The following is a 26,691-nucleotide window of genomic DNA, read 5'->3' as shown; positions in this document are numbered from 1 at the left end:
TCAGGGATCTCCCTGTCCGTTCCACGCTGTGCCGTTATGGTTTCCGGGTGAGCATCGAACCCGAGCAGACGACGCGCCGTGCCCGCCGCGGCCACGTGCCGCCGCGCCACGGGCGCCAGAAGCGTGGGAGCGGCGTGGTCCTCCCCGCGGTCGCCGGCGTCCTGGCGATGGGCCTCGTGCTGACCGGCGGCTACGCCGCGTTCGCCTTCACGAGCCTCAACAGCGGCGTCACGAAGATCGACGCGATCAGTCCGCGGTCGGACGACGACGACGACGTGGACGGTCAGGCGCAGAACATCCTGCTCGTCGGTGACGACCACCGTCCGGACAACGCGACGCCCGAGCAGATGGCCGAGCTGAGCACCGAGGACGACGGCGGTGCGACGAACACCGACACGATGATCGTGCTGCACATCAACGCCGACGGGTCCCAGGCGACGATGATCTCGTTCCCGCGCGACTCGTACGTCCCGATCCCCGGTGTCGGCAAGGGCAAGCTCAACAGCGCGTTCTACTACGGCACGCTCAACGGCGGCGGCGACACCGGTGGTGCGAAGCTGCTCATCCAGACGATCCAGGACCTCAGCGGCCTGACGATCGACCACTACGTCCGGGTGTCGTTGCTCGGCTTCTACCAGGTGGTCAAGGAGCTCGGGCCGGTCGAGGTGTGCCTGAACAACGCGGTGAACGACCCGTACTCGGGTGTCGACCTGCCGGCCGGCACCTCTGAGCTCGACGCCAAGCAGGCGCTGTCGTTCGTCCGCCAGCGGCACGGGCTGCCGAACGGTGACCTCGACCGGAACGTGCGCCAGCAGTACTTCCTGTCGCAGGAGGCCCGCAAGGTGCTCTCCGCGGGCACCCTGCTCAACCCCATCAAGATGAACAACATCCTCAGCGCCGTCGGGAGCTCCATCCAGACGGACACCGACCTGGTGTCGCTGGCGAGCCAGATGCGGAACCTGCGCCCGGGCAACATCCAGTCCGCCACGATCCCGACGCTCGGCACCCCGACCATCACGGTGGGTGGCCGGCCGCTGTCCATCGTCGAGGTCGACACCGTCGGGTTGCCCGCGTTCGTGCAGGGACTCGTCGGCGAGCCGGAGGAGTACACGAAGGCCACGGCCGCCGAGCCCGCCGCGACGACGGTCACCGTGCTGAACGGCAGCGGGACGACCGGCGCCGCCGCGACGGCGACCGCGAACCTGACGGCCCGCGGCTTCCAGGTCGGGACGCCGGGGTCCTCGGACACGACGCAGAAGACCCAGGTGCAGTACCCCGCCGGGCAGGAGGCGCAGGCCAAGGCCGTCGCCGCGGTGGTGCCCGGTGCGGTCGCCGTGCGGTCGACGACGGTGTCGGGCGTCACGCTCGTCCTCGGGTCCGACGGCATCACCGTCGCCGCCCCGGCCGTCCCCGGCGACGCCTCCTCCGCCCCGGCGGACGAGGCGCCCGAGGCCGAGGCGTCGAAGCCGGCGGAGTCCGAGCCGACGCCGAGCTCCACCGACGTGAAGACCTACGGCGAGGAAGGCGTCTGCATCAACTGACGCACCCTTCACCACCCTGGGGTCACCCGTGGGAGCGTGTCGGTAGGGTCGACCGGTGAGCCACGTCGCGCGTCCGATCACCCTGATGACCTACAACGTGAAGAACCCGGATCCGCGGCACGACTGGCCAGCGCGCCTGCCGCTGGTGCTCGAGGTCATCCGACGGCACGATCCCGACGTCCTCTGCGTGCAGGAGGCGTTCGACCACCAGATGGACGCCCTCCGACAGGGGCTGCCCGACCACGACGCCGTCGGGCAGGGCCGCGAGGGGGGCACCGCGGGGGAGCACGCCGCGGTGTTCTTCCGCCGCGACCGCCTGCGCCCCGTCGACGTCGGGACCTTCTGGTTCTCCGACACCCCGGACGAGCCGGTGTCGAACACCTGGGGGAGCCTGTACCCACGGGTCGCCAACCACGCGCGCTTCCTCGACGCCGAGGGGGCCGCCTTCACGCTCCTCACCGCGCACTTCGACCACGAGGAGAACGACCACGGGGACGAGGTCCGTCGGCGCAGCGCCGCCCTCGTCGTCGAGCGGCTCGCCCCGGTCGACGGCCCCGTCGTCTTCGCCGGTGACTGCAACGAACCGTGGGGCGCGGGTCCGGCGTCCCGGGTCTTCACCGATGCCGGGTACCGGGACGCCTGGTCCGACGCCGGTGACCCCGGTGACCGCACCGCGTCCTTCAACGGGTGGCAGGAACCGGTCGACTCCGGCGAGCGGATCGACTGGGTGCTGACCCGCGGCGACGTCACCGCCGAGCGCGTCGTGATGGACCACGACGGCCCGGAGACGTGGGCCGCGAGTGATCACTTCCCGGTGGTGGCGTCCCTGCGCGTGGCCTGAGCCGCGTGGCCTGAGCCGCGCGGGTCGTGACCGTGCGGCCGTCGTGCAGTGCGGGACGCGTCAGCAGGACCGGCGTGCGTGCACCGGCATCGGGGACCCGATGACCGTCACCTCGGTGTCGTTCGTCAGCGCCGAGACGCCGTTCGTGCCCTGCGCGTCCTCGCCCGTGTCGTGGGTCGGACCGTCGGCCGCGTCGTCGTGCTCCGCGCGGGGGTCGTCCCCGGTCGGGTCGTCGCCCGTCGAATGCTCGTCGGGAGCCCAACCGGCCTCGAGCAGCAGCTGCCACGCCCGGGAGTCGCCGGACCCGAACGACACCTTGTCGGAGCGTGGAGCCGTCGCGATCTCGTCCGCGACGTCGTCGCCGACCTGGACCCCGTCAGGACCGGTCAGCTCGACCCGGTCGCCGGTCCGGCCCCGTACCGAGTCCTTGAGGACACGGATCTCGACCGCGTTGCCGACGGCGGACGGTGTGCGCAGCGCCGCGACGCGGACCGCGCCGCCCCAGGTGTAGGTCGTCCCCGCCGGGAAGCACGCGCCGCCGTCGCCGACCGCGGTCTGCGTGCGCGACGGGGTCCCCAGCAGCCGGTTGAGCAGCGAGACGGTCGACCTCGCGTCGCGCATGGGGACGTCCGCGACGGTGTCGTCGGCGTGCCGGAGGACCAGGGACTCGGCGTCGAGCTCGACCGTGTCGACCCGGCGCAGTTCGCGGTCGGTGACCCGGATCAGTGGCTGGACCGGGTCCGCGACGTCGCTGCGGTCCTCCGCTGCCGCGGCCGGTGCCGCGCCCCCCGTCGCGAGAGCATCGGACCCGACCGTGCCGGCCGCGAAGGCGAGCACGGCAGCGCCGAGCGCGAGCAGAGTGCGGGAAGTCACCAGTCGACCGTACGGCCCGGAGCCGGACAGGACGACAGGTGTTACCGAATCGCAGCCCGGTCGTCACGTGTTCGTGATCTTGGGGATGTGTCACGGACGCGTCGCGGGGGACACCCGGCTGGACGGACAGCGGTACCCCGGTGCGTACCGTCCAGGCCATGACGGAGCAGCAGAACGACCAGGCGGGTCTCGACCAGTACGCGATGCAGGACCCCACGAAGATGTACGCCGACAAGAAGCCGGACGAGCAGTACCTGCAGGGTGCCGGTACCGACGAGGAGATGGCGCAGAACGTGCCCGCCGATCACGGTGAGGACACCTACCGCGGCTCGGGCCGCCTGCAGGGCCGCAAGGCGCTCGTCACGGGCGGCGACTCGGGCATCGGCGCCGCCGTCGCCATCGCCTACGCCCGCGAGGGTGCCGACGTCGCCATCGTGTACCTGCCCGAGGAACAGGAGGACGCCGACCGCATCGTCGGCCTCATCGAGGCAGCGGGCCGCAAGGCCGTCGCGATCCCCGGTGACATCAAGGACCTGGCGTTCTGCGAGGAACTCGTCCAGAAGACCGTCGACGGCCTCGGTGGGCTCGACATCCTCGTGAACAACGCCGGCAAGCAGCAGAACGTCGACGACATCACGAAGATCTCGGACGAGGAGTTCGACGAGACCTTCAAGACGAACGCCTACGCGACCTTCCGCATCACGAAGGCGGCCGTGCCGCACATGCAGCCCGGTTCCACGATCATCAACACGACGTCGATCCAGGCGTACGCGCCGTCACCGCATCTCGTGCACTACGCCGCCACGAAGGCGACCGTGAACAACATGGCCAAGGGGCTCGCGGCACAGCTCGCGCCGAAGGGCATCCGCGTCAACGCCGTCGCTCCCGGCCCGATCTGGACCCCGCTGCAGCCGGCCGGTGGCCAGCCGCCGGAGGCGCTCCCGTCCGCCGGTGAGCAGACCTACCTGGGCCGCTGGGGCCAGCCCGCCGAGCTCGCGCCGGCGTTCGTGTTCCTGGCGAGCGGCGAGTCGTCCTACGTGGTCGGCGAGACGCTCCACGTCGACGGCGGCATGCCGACCCCGTGAGACGGGTCGCCTGACGCGCGCACACCGCAGACGGACGGGAGGCGCGGTGCCGGCTGGCACCGCGCCTCCCTCACAGGCTCGGTGCCGACTGGCACCGCGCCTCCCTCACAGGCTCGGTCGGGGCGCCCCGCAACGCTTCGCGTCGCCGTTCAGCGGGGCGCGCCCGTCCGTCGTCTCAGCAGGCGACGGAGCGCGCCATCCGCTCCAGCAGCTCCCGTGCGGACATCGCCGCGGTCAGTTCGACCTCGACCGGGTTGATCCCGATCGCGCGCTCGAACGCGCGGCGGCGGGCCTGGTCGGCGATCGGGACCTCGGGGCGTTGCGGCAGCCGGGCGATCGCGCGTGCTGCGGCGTCGAACGCGCCCTCCGGGGAGCCGAGCTGCTCCCACATGGTCCGCACGTCGTGCGCGACCTGCTCGTCGTCGCCGCCGAACTCGTAGCCTGCGGAGGCCATGATGGCCAGGCCCTGTGCGACGGGGTCTTCGGGGGTCATCCCGGCATGGTCGCACGGCAGCCCGCGTGCGTGCTCCGGGGTCGTCGCCTGTCCCCCGACATGCTGACACCCGTACCGGGGATGCTGTGTCCCCCGCCACTGCGCTTGGATGGAGGTGCGGACAGGACGTCCGCCGCACGACGGAGGGCACGATGCTCGAACACACCAGCGCCGACACGCAGGCGGCAGCCGCCGCGGCCGCCACCCTGCACCTGCGCATCACGATCGTCGGCGCCACGGTCGACGTCCTCCGCGACGTGCCCTTCCACGAGGCCCACGTCGGCATGGTCGCCGAGCGGATGGGCATCACGACGGAGGAGCTCCGCCAGCACTTCCCGTCCTGGGACGGCCTCGTGCTCGCCGCCGTCGACCGCTGGAACGGCGCACGACTGGAGGCGGTGGCGCACGAGGTCGGGGACGGCCCCACGGTCGACCTGCTGCGTGCGATCGTCGCCTCGAACGCCGAGGACCCCGCGCTCATGCGGCTGCTCGTCGCACTGCTCTCCGTCGCCGGCAACCCTGCGCACCCCATGGCCACGTACCTGCGGTCGCGCTACCAGCTCTTCTTCTCGCAGGTCAGGCGCGGACTGGAGCACGACATCGCCGTCGGCCGCGCGCCGCACACGATGGACCCCCGTCGCGGTGCCGAGCAGCTCATCGCGCTGTACGAAGGGCTCCAGCTGCAGGCGATGCTCCGCGCGGAGCTCGACCTGGTGCCGGCGTTCGACCGTGCGGTCGCCCGACTCGAGCGCGGATGGATGGAGCGGTACGAGCCGCAGGCCGCGCAGCGCTTCTCGACGTGGAGCGACAGCGGGAGCTGGGAGATCTGACCCCTGGCCGCGAGGCGCGTCACCCGGGTCGACCCGGAGCCGCACGGGCGTAGTCGTGGAGGCTCCGACGGAAGGAACCGACATGGCAGCACCGAACCCGATCCAGGTCCAGAAGTACCTCAGCGGCATCGACTACCCCGCCTCGAAGGAGGACATCGTCGCGACCGCCGAGAAGGAGGACGCCCCCGGTGACGTCCTGGACGCCCTGAAGGGGATCCCGGACGGCGACTACGACGCCCCCACCGCGGTGACGAAGGCCGTCTCCGACAAGGGCTGAGGCGCTCGCACCACCCGAGACCCGGGCTGGGCGACGTTCCTCGTGCTCCCGGGCACGAGAGCGGTCGCCCAGCCCGGGTCTCGTGTCCGGGTGGTCCCTCAGCGCGGGCGGTGGCCCCGCGGCACGGAGCCGTTGCCCGGGTCGTACCCGGTGTCCCGCAGGACGGGGATCGCCGTCGTGTCGTTGTGGACCGAGTGCACCGTCACCCGACGCGCCCGCCGCAGGGCCCGTCGCGCGCCGGGGGTCGCCACGAGACCGCCGAGCACGAGCCCCGCGCCGATGCCGAGTGCCACCGAGACGGCCGCCACGAAGTCGAGCGCGGCGCCGGACGCCCCCGACATGAAGTGCAGCAGGGCATCGGACACCGCGACACCGGGCAGCAGCGCACCGCAGAACGCCGGCACCGCGATCGCCGCCACGGCCGTGCGCATCCGGGCTGCTGCGATGGTCGACAGCACGCCGAGCAGCACCGACGCGATGAACGTCGCTCCCAGCAGCGGCATGCCGAGGTGCCGGAGCTCCCAGAGGAACGCGCCGGCGGTGACCGAGAACACCACCGCGACGGGGATGACCCGGGCACTGGCCTGCTGCACGAAGCAGTTCGCCGCCGCGGACACGACCGTCAGCGACAACGAGGCCCAGAGCGGCAGCGGTTGCAGCACGATGCCGGACGGGTCGACCTCGATGCTGAGCCACTGCAGGACCGCGATGCCGGCCGGGACCCCCACGACGATCGCGGCGATCACGAGCACGATGTAGAACGCCCGGGCGACGGCCATGGCCCGGAAGCCGGAGATCGCGTCCTGGGCCCAGGTGACGAGCGACACGTGGGGCAGCAGCAGGACGACGAGTGCGGCGACCATCGTGGCCGCACCCGTCGCGGTCAGGACCTCGGCCCAGATCGCCAGGGTGCCGATGGCCGAGGCGACGGCTGCCTGCGCACCGGAGACGAAGAACTGCGGGAAGCCCCGGCCGGTCAGCCAGCGGCCGGACAGGATGATCCCGAACATGAGCACGAACGCGCCGACACCGGCGCGCCAGCCACCACCGGCCTGCATCGCGATCGAGGTGCCGAGCACCGAGAGGCCCACGTCGGCGAGCCAGGTCGGCCACCGGGTGGGCAGCCGCAGGACGGCGACCAGGGCGCTCACCGCGCTCGTCATGTCGCGCTCGCCGTGCACCAGGTCGTCGACGATCTGGTTCGCGCGCGCGAGCCGGTCGAGGTCGGAGCCGTCGGACTGCACCGTGCGGACCTTGACGAGCGGCGGGTGGTCGGCCGGGGCGTACTGGAGCGTGACCGAGCTGCCGGAGAAGTCGAGGTCGAGGGGCGCGAGGTTCCACTTCGTGGACACCGCGACGACGGCGGTCTCGACACTGCGGGTGTCCGCACCGGAGGCGAGCATGACCTCGGCCAGGTCGAGGCAGAAGTCGACGATCTGCACCGGCGAGTACTGCTCGCGCGGGCGGGTGTCCGGGGTGACGTCCTCGTAGATCGTGCCGCGCAGGCGGGCACGGGCGTCGCGGATGTCGTGCTGTGCGAGGTTGCGGACGCGCGGCCGGGGTGGGCGCCCGGGCCGCGGGACGCCGGGGAGGAACTGCTCGGCCATCAGACCATGGTGCCAGCCGCTCGCGCCCGAGTCCGGACGTCCGCTGGACGTTGCCGATGACGGGTCAGTGACGGGCCTGCGTGCTGAGTCGTCCGGCTGCGAAGGCGGTGAGGACCGCACCGACCAGCACGACGACCTGCCCGGTCAGCTGCAGTCGGGTGGTCCGGATCGGCAGCATCGTCTCGCCGGCGAGGGGCGCGTAGGCGAACCACCCGAACGACGGGTTCGGTGCTGCGAGGAGGAGGACCACGCCGGCGACGAGCAGGATGATCCCGACCAGCAGCCCCCGGAGCGTCCAGGTGCGGGCGAGGCGAGCGGCGCAGGCGGCCGCGACGATCCCACCGAGCAGGGCGAGGACCGCCCCCACGACGAGCTGCCCGGGTCGGTCCCCGCTGACGAACGCGAAGTCACCGCCCGATGCACCCGCGATCCAGCCGGACGAGTCGAGTCGCCGCACCGCCAGGAACACCACGCCGACGAGGGCGACGAGTGCGCCCACCCACGTGACGACGTGCGTGCGGGTGCGGAAGAGGCGGCGCATGCGCCCCACCGTACCGATGGACGGACGGGAGGCGCGGTGCCAGCTGGCACCGCGCCTCCCGTCCGTCCGTCCGTCGGTGACGACTACTGCTCGAAGGTCGCCTTGAGCTCGATCTCGACGCCCGTGAGCGCCTTGGAGACCGGGCAGGTCGCCTTGGCCTCGTCGGCCGCCTTCAGGAAGGCGGCCTCGTCGATGCCGGAGACCTCACCGTTGACGGTGAGGGTGATGCCGGTGAGCTTGAAGCCGCCGGCGCTGTCCGGGCCGAGCGAGACGTCGGCCTTGACGTCGAGGGCCTCGACGGTGCCGCCGGCCTCGCCGAGGATCGCGGAGAACTGCATCGCGTAGCAGGCCGAGTGGGCCGCGGCGATGAGCTCCTCGGGGCTGGTGGTGCCACCGGCCTCGTCCGCGGCGCGCTTCGGGAAGGAGACGTCGTAGGTGCCGACCTTCGAGCTCGACAGCTCGACCTGGCCGGAACCGTCGTTGAGGCCGCCCTGCCAGGCGGTGCGTGCGGTGCGCGTGGGCATAGCCGCTCCTTTCGTTGGGGGAGGCCCCGTTCAGGGCCGACGCCAGTCAATCGGAGAACGACCGTTCTCGCAACCGGCTCTCGGGGAAGACGCAGGATGTCCGGCGACCGAGATGCGCGACAGGTGTAGTTTTGACGGAGATCGAAGGAGAACCCATGCACGCCGTCGTGTTCGAACAGTTCCGGACGTTCCCCGTCCTGACCGAGGTCGAGAAGCCCGTCCCGGGACCCGGGGAGGTGCTCCTCAAGGTCGCCGGTGCCGGGGCGTGCCACTCCGACGTCGCCGTCTACCGCGAGTTCCAGGAGGGGCAGCCGGGCGCGCAGGCCCCCGGGTTCGTCCTCGGGCACGAGACCTCCGGTTGGGTCGAGGCCGTCGGTGACGGGGTGAGCGGCTTCACCGAGGGCGACGCCTACCTCGTCTACGGGCCGGTCGGCTGCGGGCACTGCGCGTCCTGTTCGAAGGGCCAGGACACCTACTGCGAGAACGCCGCCACGAACCCGTACGCGGCCATCGGTCTCGGTCGGGACGGCGGCATGGCGGAGTACGTGACCGTCCCGGCGCGCAACCTCGTCTCGCTCGGTGACGCCGACCCGATCGCGGCGGCACCGCTCAGCGACGCCGCACTCACGCCGTACCACGCGATCAAGGCAGCGATGCCGAACCTGGCGGGCGGCGGCAGGTACGCGCTCGTGGTGGGGCTCGGCGGTCTCGGGCAGATCGCCGTGCAAATCCTCACGGCACTCACCGGCGCCACGGTCATCGCGACCGACACGAAGCAGGACGCGATGGACCGTGCCGCGGCCCGCGGTGCGGTCACCGTTCCCGCCGGGCCGGACCAGGCCACCGCGATCCGCGAGCTCACCGGCGGCAAGGGCGTCGATGCGGCGTTCGACTTCGTCGGTGCGACGCCGACGATCGCGACCGCGAAGGCCTCGATGGCGATCGGCGGACGGCTGACCGTCGTCGGGATCGCCGGCGGGACCGTCGAGTGGAACTTCTTCACGACGCCGTACGAGTCGACGATCACGAACACCTACTGGGGCACGATCGAGGACCTGCACGAGGTCGTCGCGATGTACCGAGCGGGGCAGATCGAGCCCGACGTCGAGCGGTTCGCGTTGTCCGACGCGCTCGAGGCCTACCGCAAGCTCGAGGCCGGCGAGCTGTCCGGCCGCGCGGTGGTCGTCCCGACGCTGTAGCGGCGGCCGCGGCGCGGCCGCGGCCGCCGCGGCGGCCGCGGCGGCGGCTGCGGCCGCCGCGGCGGCGGCCGCGGCTGCCCGAGGCTCGGCTGGGCGGACGGTTCCGCGGCCACTGGGCCGCGAACGTGTCCGCATGCGCGAGCCTCGGCCGCGCGGGCCGCGCGGGCCGCGCCGGCCGGGCCGGCCCGACCGGTCAGACCGCGGGGCCCGCGGTCCGCAGGGCGTCGGCCTGCTCCGGGGAGGAGCGCGCCGCGTACCCGATGCGGCTCTCGCGGACGTGCCAGGCCATCCGCTCGGCGGCCTGCTCGACGTCCCCCGCGTCGATCGCGGCCAGGATGCGCCGGTGGTCGGGCCACAGCCGCTTGCCGCGCGACGAGGTGTCGAGCGCGTAGAGCCACTCGATCTTCCGCGAGAGCTGCCGGAGCAGGGTCGCGAGCGTCGTGCTGCCGGAGAGCTCGGCGACCAGCAGGTGGAAGCGCTCGTTCAGGTCGACGAGCAGGTCGAGCTCGCCCCGCTCGACGGCCGCGTCACCCTCGTCGAGGACGGCCCCGAGTTCGCGGCGCACGCGCCACCAGTCCTCCGGCGGGGCCTCCGCGTCGAAGAGCGTGCGCGCCCGGGTCGCGGCGCGGCGGGCGGTGGCGGTCTCGAGCGACTCGCGGACCGCGAACAGGTCGTCGGCCTCGTCGAACGGGATGTCGGCGATGCGCGAGCCCACGTTCGGGCGCGACACCACGAAGCCCTCGCCCTCGAGCCCGCGGAGTGCCTCGCGGACCGGCACCCGGGAGACCCCGTGCCGCTCCGCGAGGAACGCCTCGGTCACCCGGGTGCCCGGTTGCAGGGCGCCGGTCACGATGTCGTGGCGGATGGCGTCGATGACGCTCGTCCCGTTCAGCACGGTGCCGATCGTGCCACACCGCGCCGGTCGCCCACCCGGGACGCCGTCACGCAGCCGCCTCGGCGAGGGCTCTCCCCGGGATGGCGTCGAGCAGGTCCTTCGTGTACTGCTCCTGCGGGTCGTCGAACACCGCTGCGACGCTGCCCCGCTCGACGACCTCACCCCGGCGCATCACCACGACGTCGTCGGCGATCCGCCGGACCACCCCGAGGTCGTGCGTGATGAAGAGGTAGCTCAGCCCGAGCCGGTCCTGGAGCTCCTCGAGCAGCGCCAGGATCTGCTCCTGCACCAGGACGTCGAGCGCCGAGACCGCCTCGTCGAGGATGATCAGCTCGGGTTCGAGCGCCAGCGCCCGGGCGATCGCGACGCGCTGCCGCTGCCCGCCGGACAGCTCGTTCGGCCGGAGCTGCGCGACCTCGCGGGGGAGCGCCACCTGGTCGAGGAGCGTCGCGACCCGCTCGGTGCGCGACGCCCGGTCACCGATGCCGAAGACGCGCAGGGGCTCGTCGATGATCCGCTCGATCGTCGAGGTCGGGTCGAGCGACCCGTACGGGTCCTGGAACACCGGTTGCACGCGGCGTCGGATCTCCCGCCGCTCGGCGCCACGGGCGGTCCCGATGGACTTCCCGTCGACCAGGGCGGTGCCCGACGTCGGCGTCTCGAGTCCGAGCACGATCCGCGCGACCGTCGTCTTGCCCGAGCCGGACTCACCGACGACCGCGGTGGTCGTGCCGCGACGCACCGCGAACGACACCCCGTCGGCAGCCTTCAGCGTTCCGGCACCACGACCGCGGAGCCGGTACTCCTTCACCAGGTCGGACACGACGAGGATCGGCTCGCCCGCGGCCACGGGCTCCGGCGCGACCCCGGACAGCGCGGGCGCCGCCGCGATGAGCCGCTTCGTGTACTCGTGCTGCGGGTCGCGGAGGATCGCCTCGGGCGCACCCTGCTCGACGATCTCGCCGTCGAGCATCACGACGACGCGGTCGGTCCGGTCCGCCGCGACCCCGAGGTCGTGCGTCACGAACAGCAGCGTCGTGCCGTGCTGGTCGACGAGGGTCTGCAGGTGGTCGAGGATCTGCCGCTGCACGGTCACGTCGAGCGCGCTGGTCGGCTCGTCGGCGATGAGCAGCTCGGGCTGGCGGGCGAGTGCGACGGCGATGAGGATGCGCTGCCGCATCCCGCCGGAGAACTCGTGTGGGAACTGGTCCGCCCGCCGCGACGCCTCGGGGATCCCGGCCTCGGTCATCAGCGCCACCACCCGCTGCCGGATCGCCGCGCGTCCCCGCAGCCCGCCGGCCCGCAGCGCGTCGGCGATCTGCGCGCCGACCCGCATCGACGGGTTGAGGTTCGTCGACGGGTCCTGCGGCACGAGCCCGATCCGTGCGCCACGGACGCGTCGCATGAGCGCCTCGTCGGCGTGGGCGATGTCGTCGTCGCCGAGGCGGATCCCACCACCGGTGATGTGCCCGGCCCCCGGCAGGAGCCGGAGCAGGGCCGCGATGAGCGTCGACTTGCCCGAGCCGGACTGGCCGACGATCGCGACGCGCTCGCCGCGGCGGACGTCGAGGTCGACGCCGTGCAGGACCCCGCGGTCACCGAAGGCGACCCGCAGGTCGCGGACGGACAGCAGGGTGTCGGTCCGGTCGGTCTGGTCGGTCTGGAGGCGCGGTGCGGCCCCGGTGGTCGTGTCGCCGTCGTGCATGGTCCGGTCCTCAGCGTCCTGCGGCATAGCCCTGTGCTCCTCGCGGGTTGGCGGCGGCGCCCATGACGCCGGTGTCGGGGTCGCGCGTCACGCACGACAGACGGCCGAGCGACCAGTCGCCGGCGCGGGTGACGACGTGGCCGAGCTCCTCGAGCCCGGCGATGACGTCGTCACCGAGGCGGTCCTCGACGACGAGGCCGCCCGGGGTCCAGGTGCGGGGCCAGAACGACCCCGGGAACGACGTCGTGTGCAGTGCGGGTGCGTCGATCGCCTGCTGCGGGGACCACCCGCCGACGATCGTGCGGAGCAGGAAGAGCAGCTGCCACTGGTCCTGCTGGTCGCCGCCCGGGCTGCCCATCGCGACCACCGGCTCGCCGTCCCGGAGCACGAGCGTCGGGGTGAGCGTCGTGCGGGGTCGGGCGCCCGGGGTGAGCGTGGACGCCGTGCCCTCCTCGAGCCAGGTCATCTGCATGCGGGTGCCGAGGCAGAACCCGAGCTCCGGGATCGTCGGCGACGACTGCAGCCACCCGCCGGAGGGCGTCGCGCTGACGATGTTGCCCCAGCGGTCGACGACGTCGATGTGGCACGTGTCGCCGCGGGTCTCGCCCGTCTCCATCACGATCGGCTCACCGCGGTCCTCGTGCACGGGGGCATCCTCGGCCGGTGCGGCCACCGCGTTGCCGCGGGCGCCGGGGACGGTGGGCTCGCCGACACCGGCGATCGACTCGCCGCGCGGTGTGTACGTCTCACGCAGCGGGGGCATCGCACCCGCGGGCACCGAGACCGACCCCGGTCGCAGCTCGTGCGACGCACGGTCACCGATCAGGGCGCGACGCGCGTCGGAGTACGCGTCGGAGAGCAGCTCGGCCATCGGGACGTCGCCGTCGCCGTAGTACGCCTCGCGGTCGGCGAGCGCGAGCTTCTGCGCCTCGGCGATCGTGTGCGCGCCGAGGACGGTCGACGGGTCGAGCCGCTCGTCGTCCAGTGGGTCGAGCAGGCGGAGGGTCTGCAGGAGCGCCGGACCCTGGCCCCACGGCCCGGTCTTCGCGATCGTGTGGCCCCGGAACTCCGCGGTCGTCGCGGGCTCGGTCGACGCGCGGAACGCCGCGAGGTCGCTCGCGCGGACCACCCCGGCGTGGTCGGTGCCGGACGCGTGGCGGTGCGGGGCGCGGACGAAGGCGTCGACTGCCTGCGCGACGAAGCCCTCGGCCCACTCGGTGCGGGCGGCCTCGATGCGCGCGACGCGCGCGCCCTCGCCCTCCACGGTGCCGGACCCTGCCTGCACGAGCCGTTCCAGGACCGACGCCCAGGTCTCGTTGCGCACCATCGACCCGGCGACCGGCACCGAGCCTCCCGGCAGCCACCGCTCGGCGGAGGACGGCCAGTGGTCGCGGAACAGGTCCTGCACGGTCGCGATGGTGGCGACCACCCGGGGCGCGACCGGGTGGCCGTCACGGGCGTACCCGATCGCGGGGGCGAGGACGTCGGCGAGCTCCCACGTGCCGTGCTCGGCGAGGAGCAGCAGCCACGCGTCGACGGCACCGGGGACGGCGGCCGCCAGCGCGCCCGCCCCCGGGACCAGGTCGAGGCCCTCGGACCGGAAGTGCTCCGGCGTCGCGCCGGCCGGGGCCGGTCCCTGGCCCACGAGGACGGTCGGTGCCCTGTCGGACGCCGTCGCGAAGATCGCGGTCACGTCGCCGCCGGGTCCGTTCAGGTGCGGTTCGACGACGTGCAGGACGAAGGCGCCGGCGACGGTGGCGTCGAAGGCGTTGCCGCCGCGCTCGAGGACCGACTGCGCCGTCGCGGTCGCGATCCAGTGTGTCGACGCGGCCATCCCGAAGGTGCCCTGCAGGTCCGGACGGGTGGTCTCCGTCGGCGGGGTGGTGAAGGCGGGGTTGGTGCTCATGGTGCTGGTGCTACTTCCGGTCCGAGGCGGTGGGGTCGAGGGCGTCGCGCAGGGCGTCCCCGAACAGGTTGAAGCCGAGGCAGATGACGGCGATCGCGACCCCCGGCACGACGGCGGCCCACGGCGCCTGGCCGAGGTACTGCTGCGCGTCCGAGAGCATGATGCCGAGGCTCGGCGTGGGCGGCTGGATGCCGAGCCCGAGGAAGGACAGCAGCGCCTCGCCGATCACTGCGACCGGCATGATCACGGTGGCCTGCACGATGATCGCCGAGACGCAGTTCGGCAGGACGTGCTGCGCGATGATGCGCGCGCCGCCGGCGTCCAGCGTCCTCGCGCTCGTGACGAAGTCGGCGCTCGTGATCCGCAGGGTCTCACCGCGCACGATCCGGATCATCGCCGGCACGTGCGAGATGCCGATCGCGATCACGGCGTTCGACAGGCTCGGCCCGCTGATCGCCGCGAGCCCGACCGCGATGATGAGGAACGGGAACGCGAGCGCGACGTCGGTCAGGCGGGAGATGATCGAGTCGAGCCAGCGCCAGTACCCGGCGAGCAGGCCGAGCGGGGTGCCGACCACGACGGCGAGCAGCACCGACAGCACGCCGACGACGAGCGAGACCTGGATCCCGTACAGCGTGCGGGACAGGATGTCTCGGCCGAGGTCGTCGGTGCCGAACCCGAAGCCGACGGTGAAGGGCACCTGGAACGGCAGGTCGAAGTGCGTCGCGGTCGGGTCGTGCGGTGCGACGAGCGGTGCGGTGATCCCGGCGAGCACGACGACGGCGAGCATGATGCCGCCCGTCATGCCGAGCCGGTTCGTCCGGACCTGCTTCCAGATGCGACCGCGGCTCGAGCCCAGGTCGAAGGGAGCGGTGATGGTGGTCATGCGGTGCCTCCGACGCGGATCTTCGGGTTGATGACGGAGTACAGGACGTCCACGGCGAAGTTGATGAGGACGTAGCCCAGGGTGATCACGAGCACGACGGCCTGGATGACCGGGTAGTCGCGGGTGAACACGGCGTCGAGCGTGAGCTTGCCGAACCCGGGCAGGGCGAAGATGCGCTCCGTGACGACCGCGCCCGAGATGAGGCCACCGAGCTGCAGGCCGACGATCGTGACGACGACGATCATCGAGTTGCGCAGGCCGTAGCGGAAGAGCACCCGCGGGCGGCTGAGCCCCTTGGCGCGGGCGGTCCGGACGAAGTCGGTCTTCATCGTCTCGATCATCGACGCGCGGGTCTGGCGCATGATGACGGCCGCGAGCGACGTGCCGAGGATGAGCGCCGGGAGCGTCAGGTGGTGCAGCGCGCCGAGCGGGTCCCGCGTCACCGGGACGTAGCCCGAGGCGGGGAACCAGCCGAGGCCCGCCGCGAGCCAGACGATCGCGAGGATGCCGAGCCAGAAGTTCGGCACGCTCAGGCCGACGAGCGCGGCGGCGTTCGCCATCCACTCGGGCCACCGGCCGCGGTAGCGCTCGGCGAGGGTGCCGAGGGCGACCCCCACGACGACCGCGACCACGATCGCGTAGAGCGCGAGCCACAGCGTGACGGGGAGCGTCGAGCCGAGCAGGTCCGTGACCGGGGTGCCGGTGCGGGTGGACTGTCCGAGGTCGCCCTGCAGTGCGTTGACGACGAAGCGCCAGTACTGCACGAGCAGGGAGTCGTCGAGGCCGAGGTCGGCGCGGACGGCGGCGAGCCGCTCGGGGCTCGCCTCCTCGCCGGCCAGGGCCAGGGCCGGGTCGCCCGGCAGCTGCCGGACCCCGAAGAAGACCACGATCGAGGCGAGGACGAGCGTGAGCGCCGCCTGCCAGAGCCGTGTCAGGACGTACCGGGTCACTTGTCGCTGCCTTCCACGAACGCCGCCTGACTGAGCCGGACCACGCCGTCGGCGTAGGTGGACACCCCGGCGACGTCGGAGCTGACGCCGGTGATGCTGCGGGTCCGGTAGAGGTAGATGATCGGGTCGTCCTGCTGGACCTTCGTGACCAGCTGGCCGTACAGGTCGGCGCGTTCCTGCTGGTCGGTGGCCTGCGCCGCCCGGGCGATGAGGTCGTCGACCTCGGGGTCGCTGTAGCCCGGGTAGTTGTTGCCGCCGCCGGTGCCGAGGAACGAGCCGATGTTGCCGTGCGGGTCGACACGGCCCGACCAGCCCAGCTGCAGCGCCTGGAAGTCGCCGCGGGTCTGGTCGTCGAGCAGCGTCGTGTACTCGACCGGGGTGATCGTGATCGCGAAGCCCCCGGCGCGGGCCTGGGCCTGGAGCGCCTGGGCGAACCGGACGGTGTCGGGGGTGTTCGTCACCTCCATCTCGATCGGGAACGGTTGCTCGACCCCCGCTTCCTCGAGGAGCTCCTTCGCGTGGTCGGGGTCGTACTCGGGGCACGCCGTGCTCGCGTCGGTCGCGAAGGCGCTCGTGTCCGGGATCGGGGAGCACGCGACGTCCGCCCACCCGCGGAACACGCTCTGCACGAGCTCGCCGCGGTTGATCGACATGGACAGGGCCTGCCGGACCTTCCGCTCGGTGGCGAGCGGGGTGTCGAGTGGCTCCGGGTCGGTGCCGACGCCGTCCTGGTTGGCGAGGTTGATCGTGATGCCCTGGTAGCCGAGGGAGCCGGTGCGCAGGACCTCCAGGTCCTTCCGCTCCATCAGGTCGTCGACGTCCTGCGTGGAGATCGTGTCGGCGACCTGGACGTCCCCGGACTTCAGGTTCTGTGCGCGGATGCTGGCGTCGGTGATGATCCGGTAGGTGATCCGGTCGAAGTGGGCGCTCGCCGGGTCGTGGTACATCGGGTCGCGCTCGACGGTGATCGAGGTCTGCGGCACGCGCTCGACGAACTTGTAGGGGCCGATGCAGACCGGGGCGTCCCCGAACCCGTCGCCCTCCTGCTCCAGTGCCGTCGGCGACATGACCATGCCCGCACGGTCGGCGAGCGCCGCGGTGATCGGGGCGAACGGGGTCGAGTAGCGGATGCGGACGGTGTGGTCGTCCACCGCGTCGATGCTCGAGACCGGACCCATCTCGCTCTTCCGGCTCGAGTCGTCCTTCGTCAGGTTCCGCTCGAGCGTCGTCACGACGGCGTCCGCGTCGAACGGGGTGCCGTCGGCGAAGCGGTAGCCGGTGTGCACCGGGAACGTGACGGTCTTCCCGCCGTCCGACACCGTCGGCAGCTCGGTCGCGAGCATCGGGATGATCGCACCCTCGGCGTCGATGTCGAAGAGCTTCTGGCACATCGTCTCCATGACGTACCGGGTGTACAGCGACGACGAGGTGGTCGGGTCGAGCCGGTCCGGTTCGGCGGAGAGCGCCATGACGAGGTCACCGCCTTCGCGGACCTGCTGGTCGCCGATCGCGACGGTCGTGACGGTACCGGCGGTGGCGCCACCGGCCTTCGAGCGTTGGACCGGCACGCAGGCGGTGAGCGCGAGCGAGGCGGCCAGGGCGACGGCGGGCACGGCGAGGAGTGTCCGGCGGCGTCGAGCGGGAGTCTGGGACATCGTGTTCCTGGAGCTGCTGGTGTGCGTGGTGACCCTTGTGGAGTCACGCTCAGGAGTGCGGTGATTGCATACAATCACGACTGACAGCGCTCGTTTGTACACAGTGTGTTTCCGGTGTGTAACAGTTCCGCCGACCGCCGGCGCTCGTCTGCACGATTCCCGCCCGGTGTCATGCCCCCGGTCCGGGGGCTGTCCCGACCGAGGGCCTCCTGCGAACATCGACCCTCGGTGGGTTTCAGGGGCCCGCCGTTCCGAGACACGCACCGCGCCGGCATCCGACGCCCGCGGCACCACGAGCAGGGGTTCCACCACATGATCAGGGCACGGGCGAAGTTCGCTGCGGCCGTCACCGCCGTCGTCATCGCGGCCGCGGGACTCGTCGCCACCGCGTCGCCGGCGCAGGCCGCGACCACCTACAAGGGGACGGTCAAGGCCGGCACCACGCTGCAGCCGGGCGACACCGTCACGTCCACGAACGGGCAGTTCCGGCTCGTCATGCAGGGCGACGGCAACCTCGTCGAGTACGGCATCGGGAACGTCGTGCTCTGGGCGTCGAACACCGCGAACCAGCCCGGGGCCGCTGCCGTCGTGCAGAAGGACGGGTACCTCGCGCTCGTCCGGAGCGGTCGGCTCGTCGCCAGGTGGGGCACCGCCGGGACGGCGAAGGACTTCGGTGTCCGGCTGGACGGCGAGCTGCGGATGCGGACGCCGACGAACGGTCCGCTCTGGCGCACCAAGGTCGCACAGTCGCGGGTCGTCTCGGGCAACGTCCTCCTGCCGGGGACGGTCCTGCGCGCGGGCGCGGGCTCGACCACGACCTTCACCATGCAGGCGGACGGCAACCTCGTCCAGTACGTCAGCAGCAAGCCCGTCTGGTCGTCGCAGACCTTCGGCAACCCCGGGGCGACCGCAGCGGTGCAGACGGACGGCAACCTCGTGGTCTACAGCCCCGACGGCGGCCGCGCACTGTGGTCGTCCGGGACGTTCGGCCGCGGCGCCGGTCAGCTGCTCGTGCAGGTGGACCAGAACGTCGTGCTCTACGGCAGCTCCGGCACCCGCACCTGGTCGTCACGACCGGTGACCGGGCTGCTCTGGCCCGTGACCGGCACGACCATCTCCGGACGGTACGGCGACGACCGCGGGGCCGGGCACGTGCCGCGCTACCACCAGGGCACCGACGCACCGGTGAAGGTGGGGACACCCGTGTACTCGTCCGGCCCGGGAACGGTGACGACGGTCGTCCGGGACAACGCCAGCTACGGCAACTACGTCGTGGTCACCTACGGGCTGACCACCGTCCTGACGGCGCACCTCAGCGAGATCTCGGTCACCAAGGGGCAGGTGGTCGGGAACGGCAAGCAGATCGGGAAGTCCGGCAACACCGGCCAGTCGACCGGTCCGCACGTGCACGTCGAGACCCGCGTGAACGGCACGCTGAAGGACCCGCTGTCGTTGCTGTCGTTCCGCTGAGCCCCGCTCTGCGCGGACCTAGGCTGGGCGGATGCAGCGCCACGACGCCGAGTCGGTCCTCGCCGCCCTCGCCAGGACCCCGGGCGACGTCGCGGGTGCCCGGCGCGTCGCCCGACGGTTCGCCGACGTCGACGCCGGGGAGCGCTCGGCGCTGCTGTGGAGCGAGGACGCGGGAGCGCGGCTGGTCGCCGTGCTGCTGCTGGTGCAGGCGATGCGCGCGCACCCCGACCCCGAGCTGACCGACGAGTACCTCGCCGCGGCGAAGGCCGAGCGGTTCGAGGACACGGTCCTGGTGGACGTCGCGGCCGAGGAGCTCGTCGGTGTCCCGCTCGTCGGCACCTCGACCGGCCCGCTGTTCGCGCTCGCGAAGTCCGACGTGGCGACGGTCCGCCGGATCGCCGTCGTCGCGACGCTCGCCTTCGTCAAGCAGGGGGACGCCGAGGTGCCGCTCGCGATCGCCGGTCGGCTGGTCCGGGAGCGCAGCGACACCGTGCAGTCCGCGCTCGGGTGGGTCCTCCGCGAAACCGGGAAGCGCGCCTCGGAGCCGGCGCTCGTGGCCTTCCTCGAGCGGAACGGCCGCTTCCTGTCGACGGCGGCCCGGGCGACCGCGACCGAGCACCTGCCGCCGGCCGAACGGGACCGCCTGCGCGGCTGACGACGCACCCTCGCGAGACGCAACGACGGCGACTGCTCGCAGCGCTGTACCGTTGCGAGCAGCCGCCGACGTTGCGTCTTGCGGAGCCGACGGAACACGGCCGGCCGGGTCGCCGGGCGTCAGTGCGAGAAGACGTCGTCCAGCGTCCAGGTCGCCAGACCGCGCTCCTCGAGCAGGGCGTGCAGCCTCGGGAGCGCCCCGATCGTGCCGGGGAAGTTCGCGTGTCCGATGACGATGTGTGCCGGCTGGAACCACTGCTCCGCGAAGCCGACGATCTGCTCCGCCGTGATGTCGCCCGAGTCCGCGAGCGTCCCGTACCAGAGCAGCGGGGTCGAGTAGCCGACGGCCGCCGCGGCACGGTCCACCCGGGCGTCGTGGTACCCGAAGGGCGGTCGGAAGTACGGGCGGGCGTCGACGCCGAACGTCCGCTCCAGGAACGCGTGGTTCCGCATCAGTTCGTCCTGGATCGCCTGGTCGCCGAGCTTCGTCAGCGCGGGGTGGCTCCACGTGTGGTTGCCGAGCTGCACCTGCCCGGAGTCGACGAGCGGCCGCAGCAGGTCGGCGTGCTCGGTCCACGACGGTCGGTCCCCGTTCACGAAGAACGTCAGGCGCGTCCCGGTCTCGGCGGCGAAGCGGGCGTAGGCCTCGACGACCTCGGGTGATGCCCCGTCGTCCACGGTCCACGCGATCCCCGGCGTGCCCTGCGGCAGGCCCGTGACCGTGCCGCCGGGCAGGGGGACGCGCGTCAGCGCCGGTCTCGTCGGGGTCGGCGTCGGGGTCGGGGTCGGGGTCGGCGTGGGTGTCGGCGTGGCCGTCGTGTGCGTGGGGGCGGAGGGCGTCGGCGCCGCGGGCCGGTCACCACCGGAGCAGGCAGCAAGGACCGCGGCCGCCAGGGTGCCGGTCGCCCCGGCGAGGATCGTCCGGCGGGTGGTGCTGTGGTCCATCGGCCCCAGCCTGCCGACCGGTCGGGCACCGGCGCATCCGCACGCCGGAGGAGTCGCGGTGGCCGACCGGCCACCGGTGCGGACGGGAGGCCCGCCCCACCGCCGCCCGCAGCGCGCGTGGAGGACGGGGCTGGGAGGCCACCACGGGGCGGGCGCGTACCGAGGAGGTCACGTGAGCCGTGCCTCCCGGCCGGCCCGAAGCAACGACGAGAGGAACGCGACGTGCGCGCACTCACCTGGCAGGGCACCGAGAAGGTGTCCGTCGAGACCGTCCCCGACCCGACGATCCAGGAGCCGACCGACGCGATCGTGCGGATCACCTCGACGGCGATCTGCGGCTCCGACCTGCACCTGTACCGGGTCCTCGGCCCGTACATCGACAAGGGCGACGTCCTCGGCCACGAGCCCATGGGCATCGTCGAGGAGGTCGGCTCCGCCGTCACGAACCTCAAGGTCGGCGACCGCGTCGTCGTGCCGTTCAACATCTCCTGCGGCCACTGCTGGATGTGCCAGCACGGCTTCCAGTCGCAGTGCGAGACCACCCAGGTCAAGGAGTACGGCACCGGCGCCTCGCTCTTCGGGTACACGAAGATGTACGGCCAGGTCCCCGGCGGCCAGGCCGAGTACCTCCGCGTGCCGCACGCCGACTACGGGCCCATCAAGGTGCCGGACACCGGCGCCGACGACCAGTGGCTCTTCATGAGCGACATCATCCCGACCGCGTGGCAGGCCGTGCAGTACGCCGAGGTCCCCGAGGGCGGCACGCTCGCGGTGCTCGGTCTCGGTCCGGTCGGCCAGTTCGCCGCACGCATCGGCAAGCACCTCGGGTACCGGGTCCTCGCCGTCGACCCCGAGCAGGTCCGCCGCGACCTCGGTGCGAAGCACGGCATCGAGGTGTTCGACCTCGACGACGACATGGTGTCGAAGCTGATCGACCTCACCGACGGGCGCGGCCCGGACGGTGTCGTCGACGCGGTCGGCATGGAGGCGCACGGCAACCCCGTCGCCGGGTTCGCGCAGCGCGCGGCCGGGTTGCTGCCCGACAAGCTCGCGCAGAAGGCGATCGAGACCGCCGGCGTCGACCGGCTCGCAGCCGTGCACGCGGCGATCGACCTCGTGCGCCGCGGCGGCACGGTGTCGCTGTCCGGTGTCTACGGCGGCATGGCCGACCCGATGCCGATGATGACCCTCTTCGACAAGCAGATCACGATCCGCGAGGGGCAGTGCAACGTCCGCCGCTGGGTCGACGACCTCATGCCGCTCGTGTCCGACCCCTCGGACCCGCTCGGCACGCTCGACCTCACCACGCACCGGGTCTCGCTCGAGGACGCCCCTCAGATGTACTCGGTCTTCCAGAAGAAGGAGGACGGCTGCATCAAGGTCGTGCTCGACCCGTCGATGGCCGCGGCCTGATGACCGCCCGTCCGCTGCGGGTGCGCTGATGCGCGTCGTCGTGGTCGGGGCGACCGGCAACGTCGGGACCGCGGTGCTCCGACGGCTCGCGGCTGCGCGGCTCACCGGTGACGGCCGCGCGGGCGACGAGGACGGCCTGCAGGTCGTCGGCGTCGCCCGCCGGGTGCCGGACGCCCGGGTCGCGCCGTACGACGTCGCCGTGTGGCACGCGGTCGACGTCGGTGGTCCGCGCGCCGTGGACGAGCTGACGGCGGTGTTCCAGGGCGCCGACGCCGTGGTGCACCTGGCGTGGGCACTCCAGCCGACGCACGACATCCCGGCGCAGCACCGGACGAACGTCACCGGGACGGCGAACGTGCTCGCGGCGGTCGCCCGGGCCGGCGTCGGGCAGGTCGTCGTGTCCTCGTCGGTCGGCGCTTACCGCGGCGTCGACGTCGAGGGCAAGCGGACCCCGGTGGACGAGTCGTTCCCCGCCACCGGCATCCAGACCGCCACCTACTCGATCCACAAGGCCGAGAACGAAGCCGCTCTCGACGTGTTCGCGTCGCAGCACCCCGGGGTCGTCGTCACGCGGCTCCGACCCGGACTGGTGTTCCAGCGCGGGGTCGCGGCCGAGCTCCGGGGGCTGTTCCTCGGGCACCTCGTGCCGATGTCGATCGTCCGGGCGGCTCGGTTCGCGGTGCTGCCGCTGCCGCTACCGTTCGTGTTCCAGGCCGTGCACGCCGACGACCTGGCGGACGCGTTCTGGCGGACGATCGACCGACGTGCGGCCGGGGCGTTCAACATCGCGGCGACGCCGGTGCTCACCCCGCCACGCATGGCCCGGGCAGCGGGGATGCTCGGGGCGGTGCGGGTACCGCTCCGGCTGCTGCGCGGGATCGTCACGCTGACCTGGCGGCTCCGGCTCCAACCGACGGACGCCGGGTGGCTCGACATCGCCGCCGGCGTGCCGATCATGCGGACCGACCGGGCTCGGCGCGAGCTCGGGTGGGTGCCGCAGCACACGGCGGAGGACGCGCTGCGCGAGCTCGTCGGCGGGTTCGCGGACGGGGCGAACGTCGAGGCGTCCGGGCCCCTGGGCGGCTGAGGGACGCGGGCCCGGCCCGTGGCGGGACCCGGGGTACCTGGTGGGACCGGGCGTCCCTGGTGGAATCGGGCGTACCTGGTGGGACGGTTCCACCAGGTACGCCCGGAAAACCCTGCCATGGCACCTGTTCCGGGGAGCACCGGGCGCGCTACGCTCCAGCCCAGGGCGCGACCGTGCCCGGCGGGGGAGGGGCTGACATGGCGATCGACGACTTCGGGGCCCCGGGCGGGGAGACCCACAACCCGCTGATCCCGCCCGTGTACGACCTGCTCTGGACCCTCGTGGCCGTCGGCGGCATCGTCACGCTCCTCGGCGTCGTCGCGGTGATCGTCCTCGTCGTGCACCGGTCCCGACGGATGGCCGCTCGTGGACAGGACCCCCTGACCCTGCAGGAGGACCTGGCGTACCGGGCGATGCAGAGCGCAGCGTTCGCTCCGGCGGTCTCCCGAGAGCACCGGCTCGCCGAGCTCGACGACCTGCACCGCCGCGGCCTCATCACCGACGACGAGCGCCGGGACGCCCGGGCCGAGGCGCTCCGCGCGTAACCTGGCCGGGTGCTGCCGAGGAGCCCGCTGCTGCCGACGGACCTGCTGGGCGACTGGACGCTCCGCCGGACGGTCGACGACCGCCTCGCGGGTGTGACCGGCACCGTCACCGGGTCGACGACCCTGACGCTGACGACCCCGGACGAGGTGCGCTGGGACGAGTCCGGCACCATGACGTTCGACGGCCGCGTGGTGCCGGTCTCCCGGACCCTCGTCGTGCGCCGGGGCCCGGACGACCACTGGACGGTGCACTTCACCGACGGCCGGGTCTTCCACGACTGGGTGTGGGGCACCACGGTCGAGCACGCGTGCGCGCCCGACGACTACACGGGCGTGCTCGACGGGGACGCCGAGCGCTGGACCGTCCGGTGGCGGGCACGCGGCCCGGCGAAGGACCACCGGCTCGACAGCGTCCTGCAGCGTCGGTCCACCACGGCAGACTGAGCGCATGGCACGCTCCTCGACCGGTACCGCCGCCCCACGGATCACCCCGATCGACCCGCGGGATCTCGACGACTGGGCACCGGCGCCCGGTGACGTCCTGACCGGGGACCGGATCGACGGCAGGCGCATCGACGTGCTCGACCTCGCGGGCGAGCGCCTGCCCGACCTCGAGCTCGAGGAGTGCGTGGTCGACACGCTCCGGGCGGACGGCACCGACCTGCGCGGACTGCGCATCCGCGACTCGGTGGTCGAGACGCTCGACGCGCCGGTGTTCCGCGCCTCGAGCAGCGCCTGGCGCGAGGTCCGGGTCGCCGGTGGCCGGGTCGGCTCCGCCGAGCTGTACGACGCGACGCTGAACGGGGTCGAGTTCGTCGGCATGAAGCTCGGGTTCGTCAACCTGCGCGGCTCGACGCTCACCGACGTCGTGTTCCGCGACTGCGTGGTCGACGAGCTCGACGTCGCCGACGCCCGGCTGCTGCGCGTGGCCTTCCCCGGCACCCGGATCCGCTCCGTGGAGGGCTCGGGCACCCGCATCGAGCACGTGGACCTGCGCGACGCCGACCTCGACCGGGTGGAGCGGCTCGAGGGCCTCCGCGGGGCGACGATCGGCACCGACCAGCTGTTCGCCCTCGCGCCGCTCCTGGCAGCGCAGGCCGGCTACCGCGTGGAGTGACCGGCGGGCTCCGCGTCGGCGGCCAGCGCCGCCGCGATGTCGGCCTGGACGAGGTCGCCGTGCACCGCGGCACCGGCCTGGGTCCCCGCAGCCGCCGACGCGATGACGGTGGCCATCGGTGACGTGACGTTGCCCGCGGCGTACACCCCGCGGACGCCCGTCTGGCCGACCGCGTCGACGGTGAGCCCACCGCCGAACCGGAAGCCGTTCACGACGACGTCATCCGCGTGCAGCCCGAGCCCCTCGAGGAACCCGACGCGTGGCTCCGCCGTGCTCGACGCCGCGAGCGCGTCGAGCGCGACGACCTCCCCGGAGTCGAGCTCGACACCGGTCAGGACGCCGTCCGAGGAGCGGACCCGCGTGATCGACGCCTCGACCACCTCGACGCCGCGGGCCCGGAGACCGGCGAGCGCGGTGTCGTCGACCAGTGCGGGGTCCGTGACGAACGCCGTGACCCGGTCGCTCAGCGCGCGGAACATCTGGGCGTGGTGCGCACCGTTCGGTGTGGTGACGAGGACACCGATGCGGCCGTCGCGGACCTCCCACCCGTGGCAGAACGGGCAGTGCACGACGCCGCGTCCCCACTGCTCGGCGAGGCCGGGGACGTCCGGCAGCACGTCGACGGCGCCGGAGGCGACGACCAGCCGGCGCGACGTGACGACCGCTCCGGAGTCGAGGGTGACCGAGAAGCCGACGGGGTCGACACCGGTGCCCTCGGTGGCGGACGTGGCCACGACCCTCCCGGCCGCGACCTCGACGCCGTACGCGGCGACCTCCTCACGGCCGATCCGGGTCAGCTCCGCGGGTGCGACGCCCTCGCGCCCGAGGTAGTTGTGGGCGCCCTCGGCGGGCGCGTTCCGGGGCTCACCCGCGTCGACGACGAGGACGGAACGGCGCGACCGCCCCGTGATGAGTGCGGCGGACAGGCCGGCGGCCGAGCCGCCGATGACGATGACGTCGTAGTGATCACGCATGACCGCATCATGGACAGTGGTCGGCGACAACGGCAACGAATCTTGCCGGTGTGGCAACATGGCCGCATGGTGCACGGCCGGGAGGAACGGATCACCCCACCGACGACGGCGCAGGTCGTCGACGCGGTCGGCCCGCGGCTGCGGTCGCTGCGGGAGCGACGACAGGTCACGCTCGCGGCGCTCGCCGCGGAGACCGGCATCTCGGTGTCGACGCTCTCGCGGCTCGAGTCGGGGCAGCGTCGACCGACCCTCGAGCTGCTGCTGCCCCTCGCCCGGGCGTACCAGGTGCCGCTCGACGACCTCGTCGGCGCACCGCAGACCGGCGACCCACGCGTCCACCTGCAGCCCGAGCGGCACGGCGGTCGCGTGGTGATCCCGCTGACGAAGCGCACCGGGGGCGTGCGGTCGTTCAAGCAGCTCATCCCGCCGATGCCGGCGAACGGCGACCGGAGCCTGAAGACGCACGAGGGCTACGAGTGGCTCTACGTGCTGTCGGGACGCCTGCGCCTGCTGCTCGGCGACCGCGACTTCGACCTCGGGCCGGGCGAGGTCGTCGAGTTCGACACGCACACCCCGCACTGGGTCGGCAACACCACGGACGAGGTCACCGAGGTGCTCTGCCTGTACGGGCCGCAGGGGGAGCGGGCCCACGTGCGGTCACGGCCGGCGGGCTGAGGC

At 72.7% G+C, this 26,691-nt stretch carries 27 protein-coding genes; 14 read left to right on the top strand and 13 right to left on the bottom strand.

Annotated elements, in window-relative coordinates; genetic code table 11:
• Positions 1–47 precede the first annotated feature (47 nt).
• Both M3666_RS01205 and M3666_RS01200 read left to right on the top strand, forming a co-directional pair.
• Entirely contained in the window at positions 48–1,541 is a 1,494-nt protein-coding gene (locus M3666_RS01205; protein ID WP_251154240.1) for an LCP family protein, read from the top strand.
• Between the two features lie 55 nt (positions 1,542–1,596).
• Positions 1,597–2,382, top strand: coding sequence for an endonuclease/exonuclease/phosphatase family protein (locus tag M3666_RS01200; RefSeq protein ID WP_251154239.1), 786 nt, complete (start codon positions 1,597–1,599; stop codon positions 2,380–2,382).
• A gap of 60 nt (positions 2,383–2,442) precedes the next feature.
• Here M3666_RS01200 and M3666_RS01195 read toward each other — a convergent pair whose 3' ends face one another.
• Complete coding sequence (locus tag M3666_RS01195; RefSeq protein ID WP_251154238.1) at positions 2,443–3,255, bottom strand: hypothetical protein; 813 nt, start codon at positions 3,253–3,255, stop codon at positions 2,443–2,445.
• A gap of 158 nt (positions 3,256–3,413) precedes the next feature.
• Here M3666_RS01195 and M3666_RS01190 point away from each other — a divergent pair, with 158 nt between their 5' ends.
• Positions 3,414–4,340, top strand: a complete 927-nt coding sequence (locus M3666_RS01190) for an SDR family oxidoreductase (RefSeq protein WP_066651615.1) — start codon at positions 3,414–3,416, stop codon at positions 4,338–4,340.
• Between the two features lie 175 nt (positions 4,341–4,515).
• Here the strand turns inward: M3666_RS01190 and M3666_RS01185 are convergent, their stop codons facing one another.
• Positions 4,516–4,833 carry a hypothetical protein gene (locus M3666_RS01185; protein ID WP_209684347.1) on the bottom strand — a complete coding sequence of 106 codons (318 nt, stop codon included), beginning with the start codon at positions 4,831–4,833 and terminating at the stop codon, positions 4,516–4,518.
• Between the two features lie 152 nt (positions 4,834–4,985).
• Here M3666_RS01185 and M3666_RS01180 point away from each other — a divergent pair, with 152 nt between their 5' ends.
• On the top strand, positions 4,986–5,663 hold the full coding sequence (locus M3666_RS01180) for a TetR/AcrR family transcriptional regulator (protein ID WP_066651619.1): 678 nt from the start codon (positions 4,986–4,988) through the stop codon (positions 5,661–5,663).
• 82 nt (positions 5,664–5,745) lie between these two features.
• Positions 5,746–5,940, top strand: a complete 195-nt coding sequence (locus tag M3666_RS01175) for a DUF2795 domain-containing protein (RefSeq protein ID WP_066651621.1) — start codon at positions 5,746–5,748, stop codon at positions 5,938–5,940.
• Positions 5,941–6,038: 98 nt separating this feature from the next.
• Here M3666_RS01175 and M3666_RS01170 read toward each other — a convergent pair whose 3' ends face one another.
• From M3666_RS01170 to M3666_RS01160, 3 genes are all read right to left on the bottom strand, one after another.
• Entirely contained in the window at positions 6,039–7,547 is a 1,509-nt protein-coding gene (locus M3666_RS01170) for a threonine/serine exporter ThrE family protein (RefSeq protein WP_209684345.1), read from the bottom strand.
• Between the two features lie 64 nt (positions 7,548–7,611).
• Positions 7,612–8,088 (bottom strand): hypothetical protein, encoded by a 477-nt coding sequence (locus tag M3666_RS01165; RefSeq protein ID WP_209684343.1) that lies wholly within the window; start codon positions 8,086–8,088, stop codon positions 7,612–7,614.
• Between the two features lie 83 nt (positions 8,089–8,171).
• On the bottom strand, positions 8,172–8,612 hold the full coding sequence (locus M3666_RS01160; protein ID WP_209684341.1) for an OsmC family peroxiredoxin: 441 nt from the start codon (positions 8,610–8,612) through the stop codon (positions 8,172–8,174).
• A gap of 155 nt (positions 8,613–8,767) precedes the next feature.
• Between M3666_RS01160 and M3666_RS01155 the strand changes: the two genes are divergently transcribed.
• The gene (locus M3666_RS01155; protein WP_251154237.1) at positions 8,768–9,811 is read left to right on the top strand and encodes an NAD(P)-dependent alcohol dehydrogenase; all 1,044 of its coding nucleotides are present in this window, start codon (positions 8,768–8,770) and stop codon (positions 9,809–9,811) included.
• Between the two features lie 193 nt (positions 9,812–10,004).
• On the opposite strand, the gene M3666_RS01150 is transcribed toward M3666_RS01155, so the two are convergent.
• Genes M3666_RS01150 through M3666_RS01125 form a run of 6 tightly spaced genes read right to left on the bottom strand, consistent with a single transcriptional unit; the run spans position 10,005 to position 17,766 of the window.
• Positions 10,005–10,706 carry a GntR family transcriptional regulator gene (locus tag M3666_RS01150; RefSeq protein ID WP_251154236.1) on the bottom strand — a complete coding sequence of 234 codons (702 nt, stop codon included), beginning with the start codon at positions 10,704–10,706 and terminating at the stop codon, positions 10,005–10,007.
• 46 nt (positions 10,707–10,752) lie between these two features.
• Positions 10,753–12,438, bottom strand: a complete 1,686-nt coding sequence (locus M3666_RS01145) for an ABC transporter ATP-binding protein (protein ID WP_251154235.1) — start codon at positions 12,436–12,438, stop codon at positions 10,753–10,755.
• Entirely contained in the window at positions 12,422–14,317 is a 1,896-nt protein-coding gene (locus tag M3666_RS01140) for a gamma-glutamyltransferase family protein (RefSeq protein WP_251154234.1), read from the bottom strand. The genes M3666_RS01145 and M3666_RS01140 overlap by 17 nt, the downstream gene beginning before the upstream one ends.
• A 10-nt stretch (positions 14,318–14,327) precedes the next feature.
• Complete coding sequence (locus M3666_RS01135) at positions 14,328–15,203, bottom strand: ABC transporter permease (RefSeq protein ID WP_251154233.1); 876 nt, start codon at positions 15,201–15,203, stop codon at positions 14,328–14,330.
• The gene (locus M3666_RS01130; RefSeq protein WP_066651635.1) at positions 15,200–16,153 is read right to left on the bottom strand and encodes an ABC transporter permease; all 954 of its coding nucleotides are present in this window, start codon (positions 16,151–16,153) and stop codon (positions 15,200–15,202) included. Before M3666_RS01130 ends, M3666_RS01135 begins: the two co-directional genes overlap by 4 nt.
• Positions 16,150–17,766 carry an ABC transporter substrate-binding protein gene (locus M3666_RS01125; protein WP_251154232.1) on the bottom strand — a complete coding sequence of 539 codons (1,617 nt, stop codon included), beginning with the start codon at positions 17,764–17,766 and terminating at the stop codon, positions 16,150–16,152. The genes M3666_RS01130 and M3666_RS01125 overlap by 4 nt, the downstream gene beginning before the upstream one ends.
• A gap of 354 nt (positions 17,767–18,120) precedes the next feature.
• Between M3666_RS01125 and M3666_RS01120 the strand changes: the two genes are divergently transcribed.
• Together M3666_RS01120 and M3666_RS01115 are read left to right on the top strand one after the other, a co-directional pair.
• Positions 18,121–19,278 carry a peptidoglycan DD-metalloendopeptidase family protein gene (locus M3666_RS01120; RefSeq protein WP_209684333.1) on the top strand — a complete coding sequence of 386 codons (1,158 nt, stop codon included), beginning with the start codon at positions 18,121–18,123 and terminating at the stop codon, positions 19,276–19,278.
• Between the two features lie 31 nt (positions 19,279–19,309).
• A complete protein-coding gene (locus tag M3666_RS01115; protein ID WP_066651638.1) occupies positions 19,310–19,933 on the top strand; it encodes a DNA alkylation repair protein in 624 nt (207 codons plus the stop codon).
• A gap of 119 nt (positions 19,934–20,052) precedes the next feature.
• Here the strand turns inward: M3666_RS01115 and M3666_RS01110 are convergent, their stop codons facing one another.
• A complete protein-coding gene (locus tag M3666_RS01110; protein ID WP_251154231.1) occupies positions 20,053–20,877 on the bottom strand; it encodes a polysaccharide deacetylase family protein in 825 nt (274 codons plus the stop codon).
• A gap of 222 nt (positions 20,878–21,099) precedes the next feature.
• Between M3666_RS01110 and M3666_RS01105 the strand changes: the two genes are divergently transcribed.
• From M3666_RS01105 to M3666_RS01085, 5 genes are all read left to right on the top strand, one after another.
• Positions 21,100–22,290 (top strand): zinc-dependent alcohol dehydrogenase, encoded by a 1,191-nt coding sequence (locus tag M3666_RS01105; protein ID WP_251154230.1) that lies wholly within the window; start codon positions 21,100–21,102, stop codon positions 22,288–22,290.
• A gap of 28 nt (positions 22,291–22,318) precedes the next feature.
• Positions 22,319–23,377 (top strand): NAD-dependent epimerase/dehydratase family protein, encoded by a 1,059-nt coding sequence (locus tag M3666_RS01100; protein ID WP_251154229.1) that lies wholly within the window; start codon positions 22,319–22,321, stop codon positions 23,375–23,377.
• 197 nt (positions 23,378–23,574) lie between these two features.
• Positions 23,575–23,922 (top strand): hypothetical protein, encoded by a 348-nt coding sequence (locus tag M3666_RS01095; RefSeq protein WP_251154228.1) that lies wholly within the window; start codon positions 23,575–23,577, stop codon positions 23,920–23,922.
• Positions 23,923–23,931: 9 nt separating this feature from the next.
• A complete protein-coding gene (locus M3666_RS01090; protein ID WP_251154227.1) occupies positions 23,932–24,366 on the top strand; it encodes a DUF6314 family protein in 435 nt (144 codons plus the stop codon).
• Positions 24,367–24,370: 4 nt separating this feature from the next.
• On the top strand, positions 24,371–25,039 hold the full coding sequence (locus M3666_RS01085; protein WP_066651649.1) for a pentapeptide repeat-containing protein: 669 nt from the start codon (positions 24,371–24,373) through the stop codon (positions 25,037–25,039).
• Here M3666_RS01085 and M3666_RS01080 read toward each other — a convergent pair.
• The gene (locus M3666_RS01080) at positions 25,024–26,013 is read right to left on the bottom strand and encodes an NAD(P)/FAD-dependent oxidoreductase (RefSeq protein WP_251154226.1); all 990 of its coding nucleotides are present in this window, start codon (positions 26,011–26,013) and stop codon (positions 25,024–25,026) included. The genes M3666_RS01085 and M3666_RS01080 overlap by 16 nt on opposite strands.
• Before the next feature lie 66 nt (positions 26,014–26,079).
• Here M3666_RS01080 and M3666_RS01075 point away from each other — a divergent pair, with 66 nt between their 5' ends.
• Positions 26,080–26,688 (top strand): helix-turn-helix domain-containing protein, encoded by a 609-nt coding sequence (locus M3666_RS01075; RefSeq protein ID WP_066651653.1) that lies wholly within the window; start codon positions 26,080–26,082, stop codon positions 26,686–26,688.
• Positions 26,689–26,691 lie beyond the last annotated feature (3 nt).

Source organism: Curtobacterium sp. ODYSSEY 48 V2 (assembly GCF_023712625.1).
Taxonomy (GTDB): Bacteria; Actinomycetota; Actinomycetes; order Actinomycetales; family Microbacteriaceae; genus Curtobacterium.
This window is presented reverse-complemented; position numbering and strand designations above follow the sequence as displayed.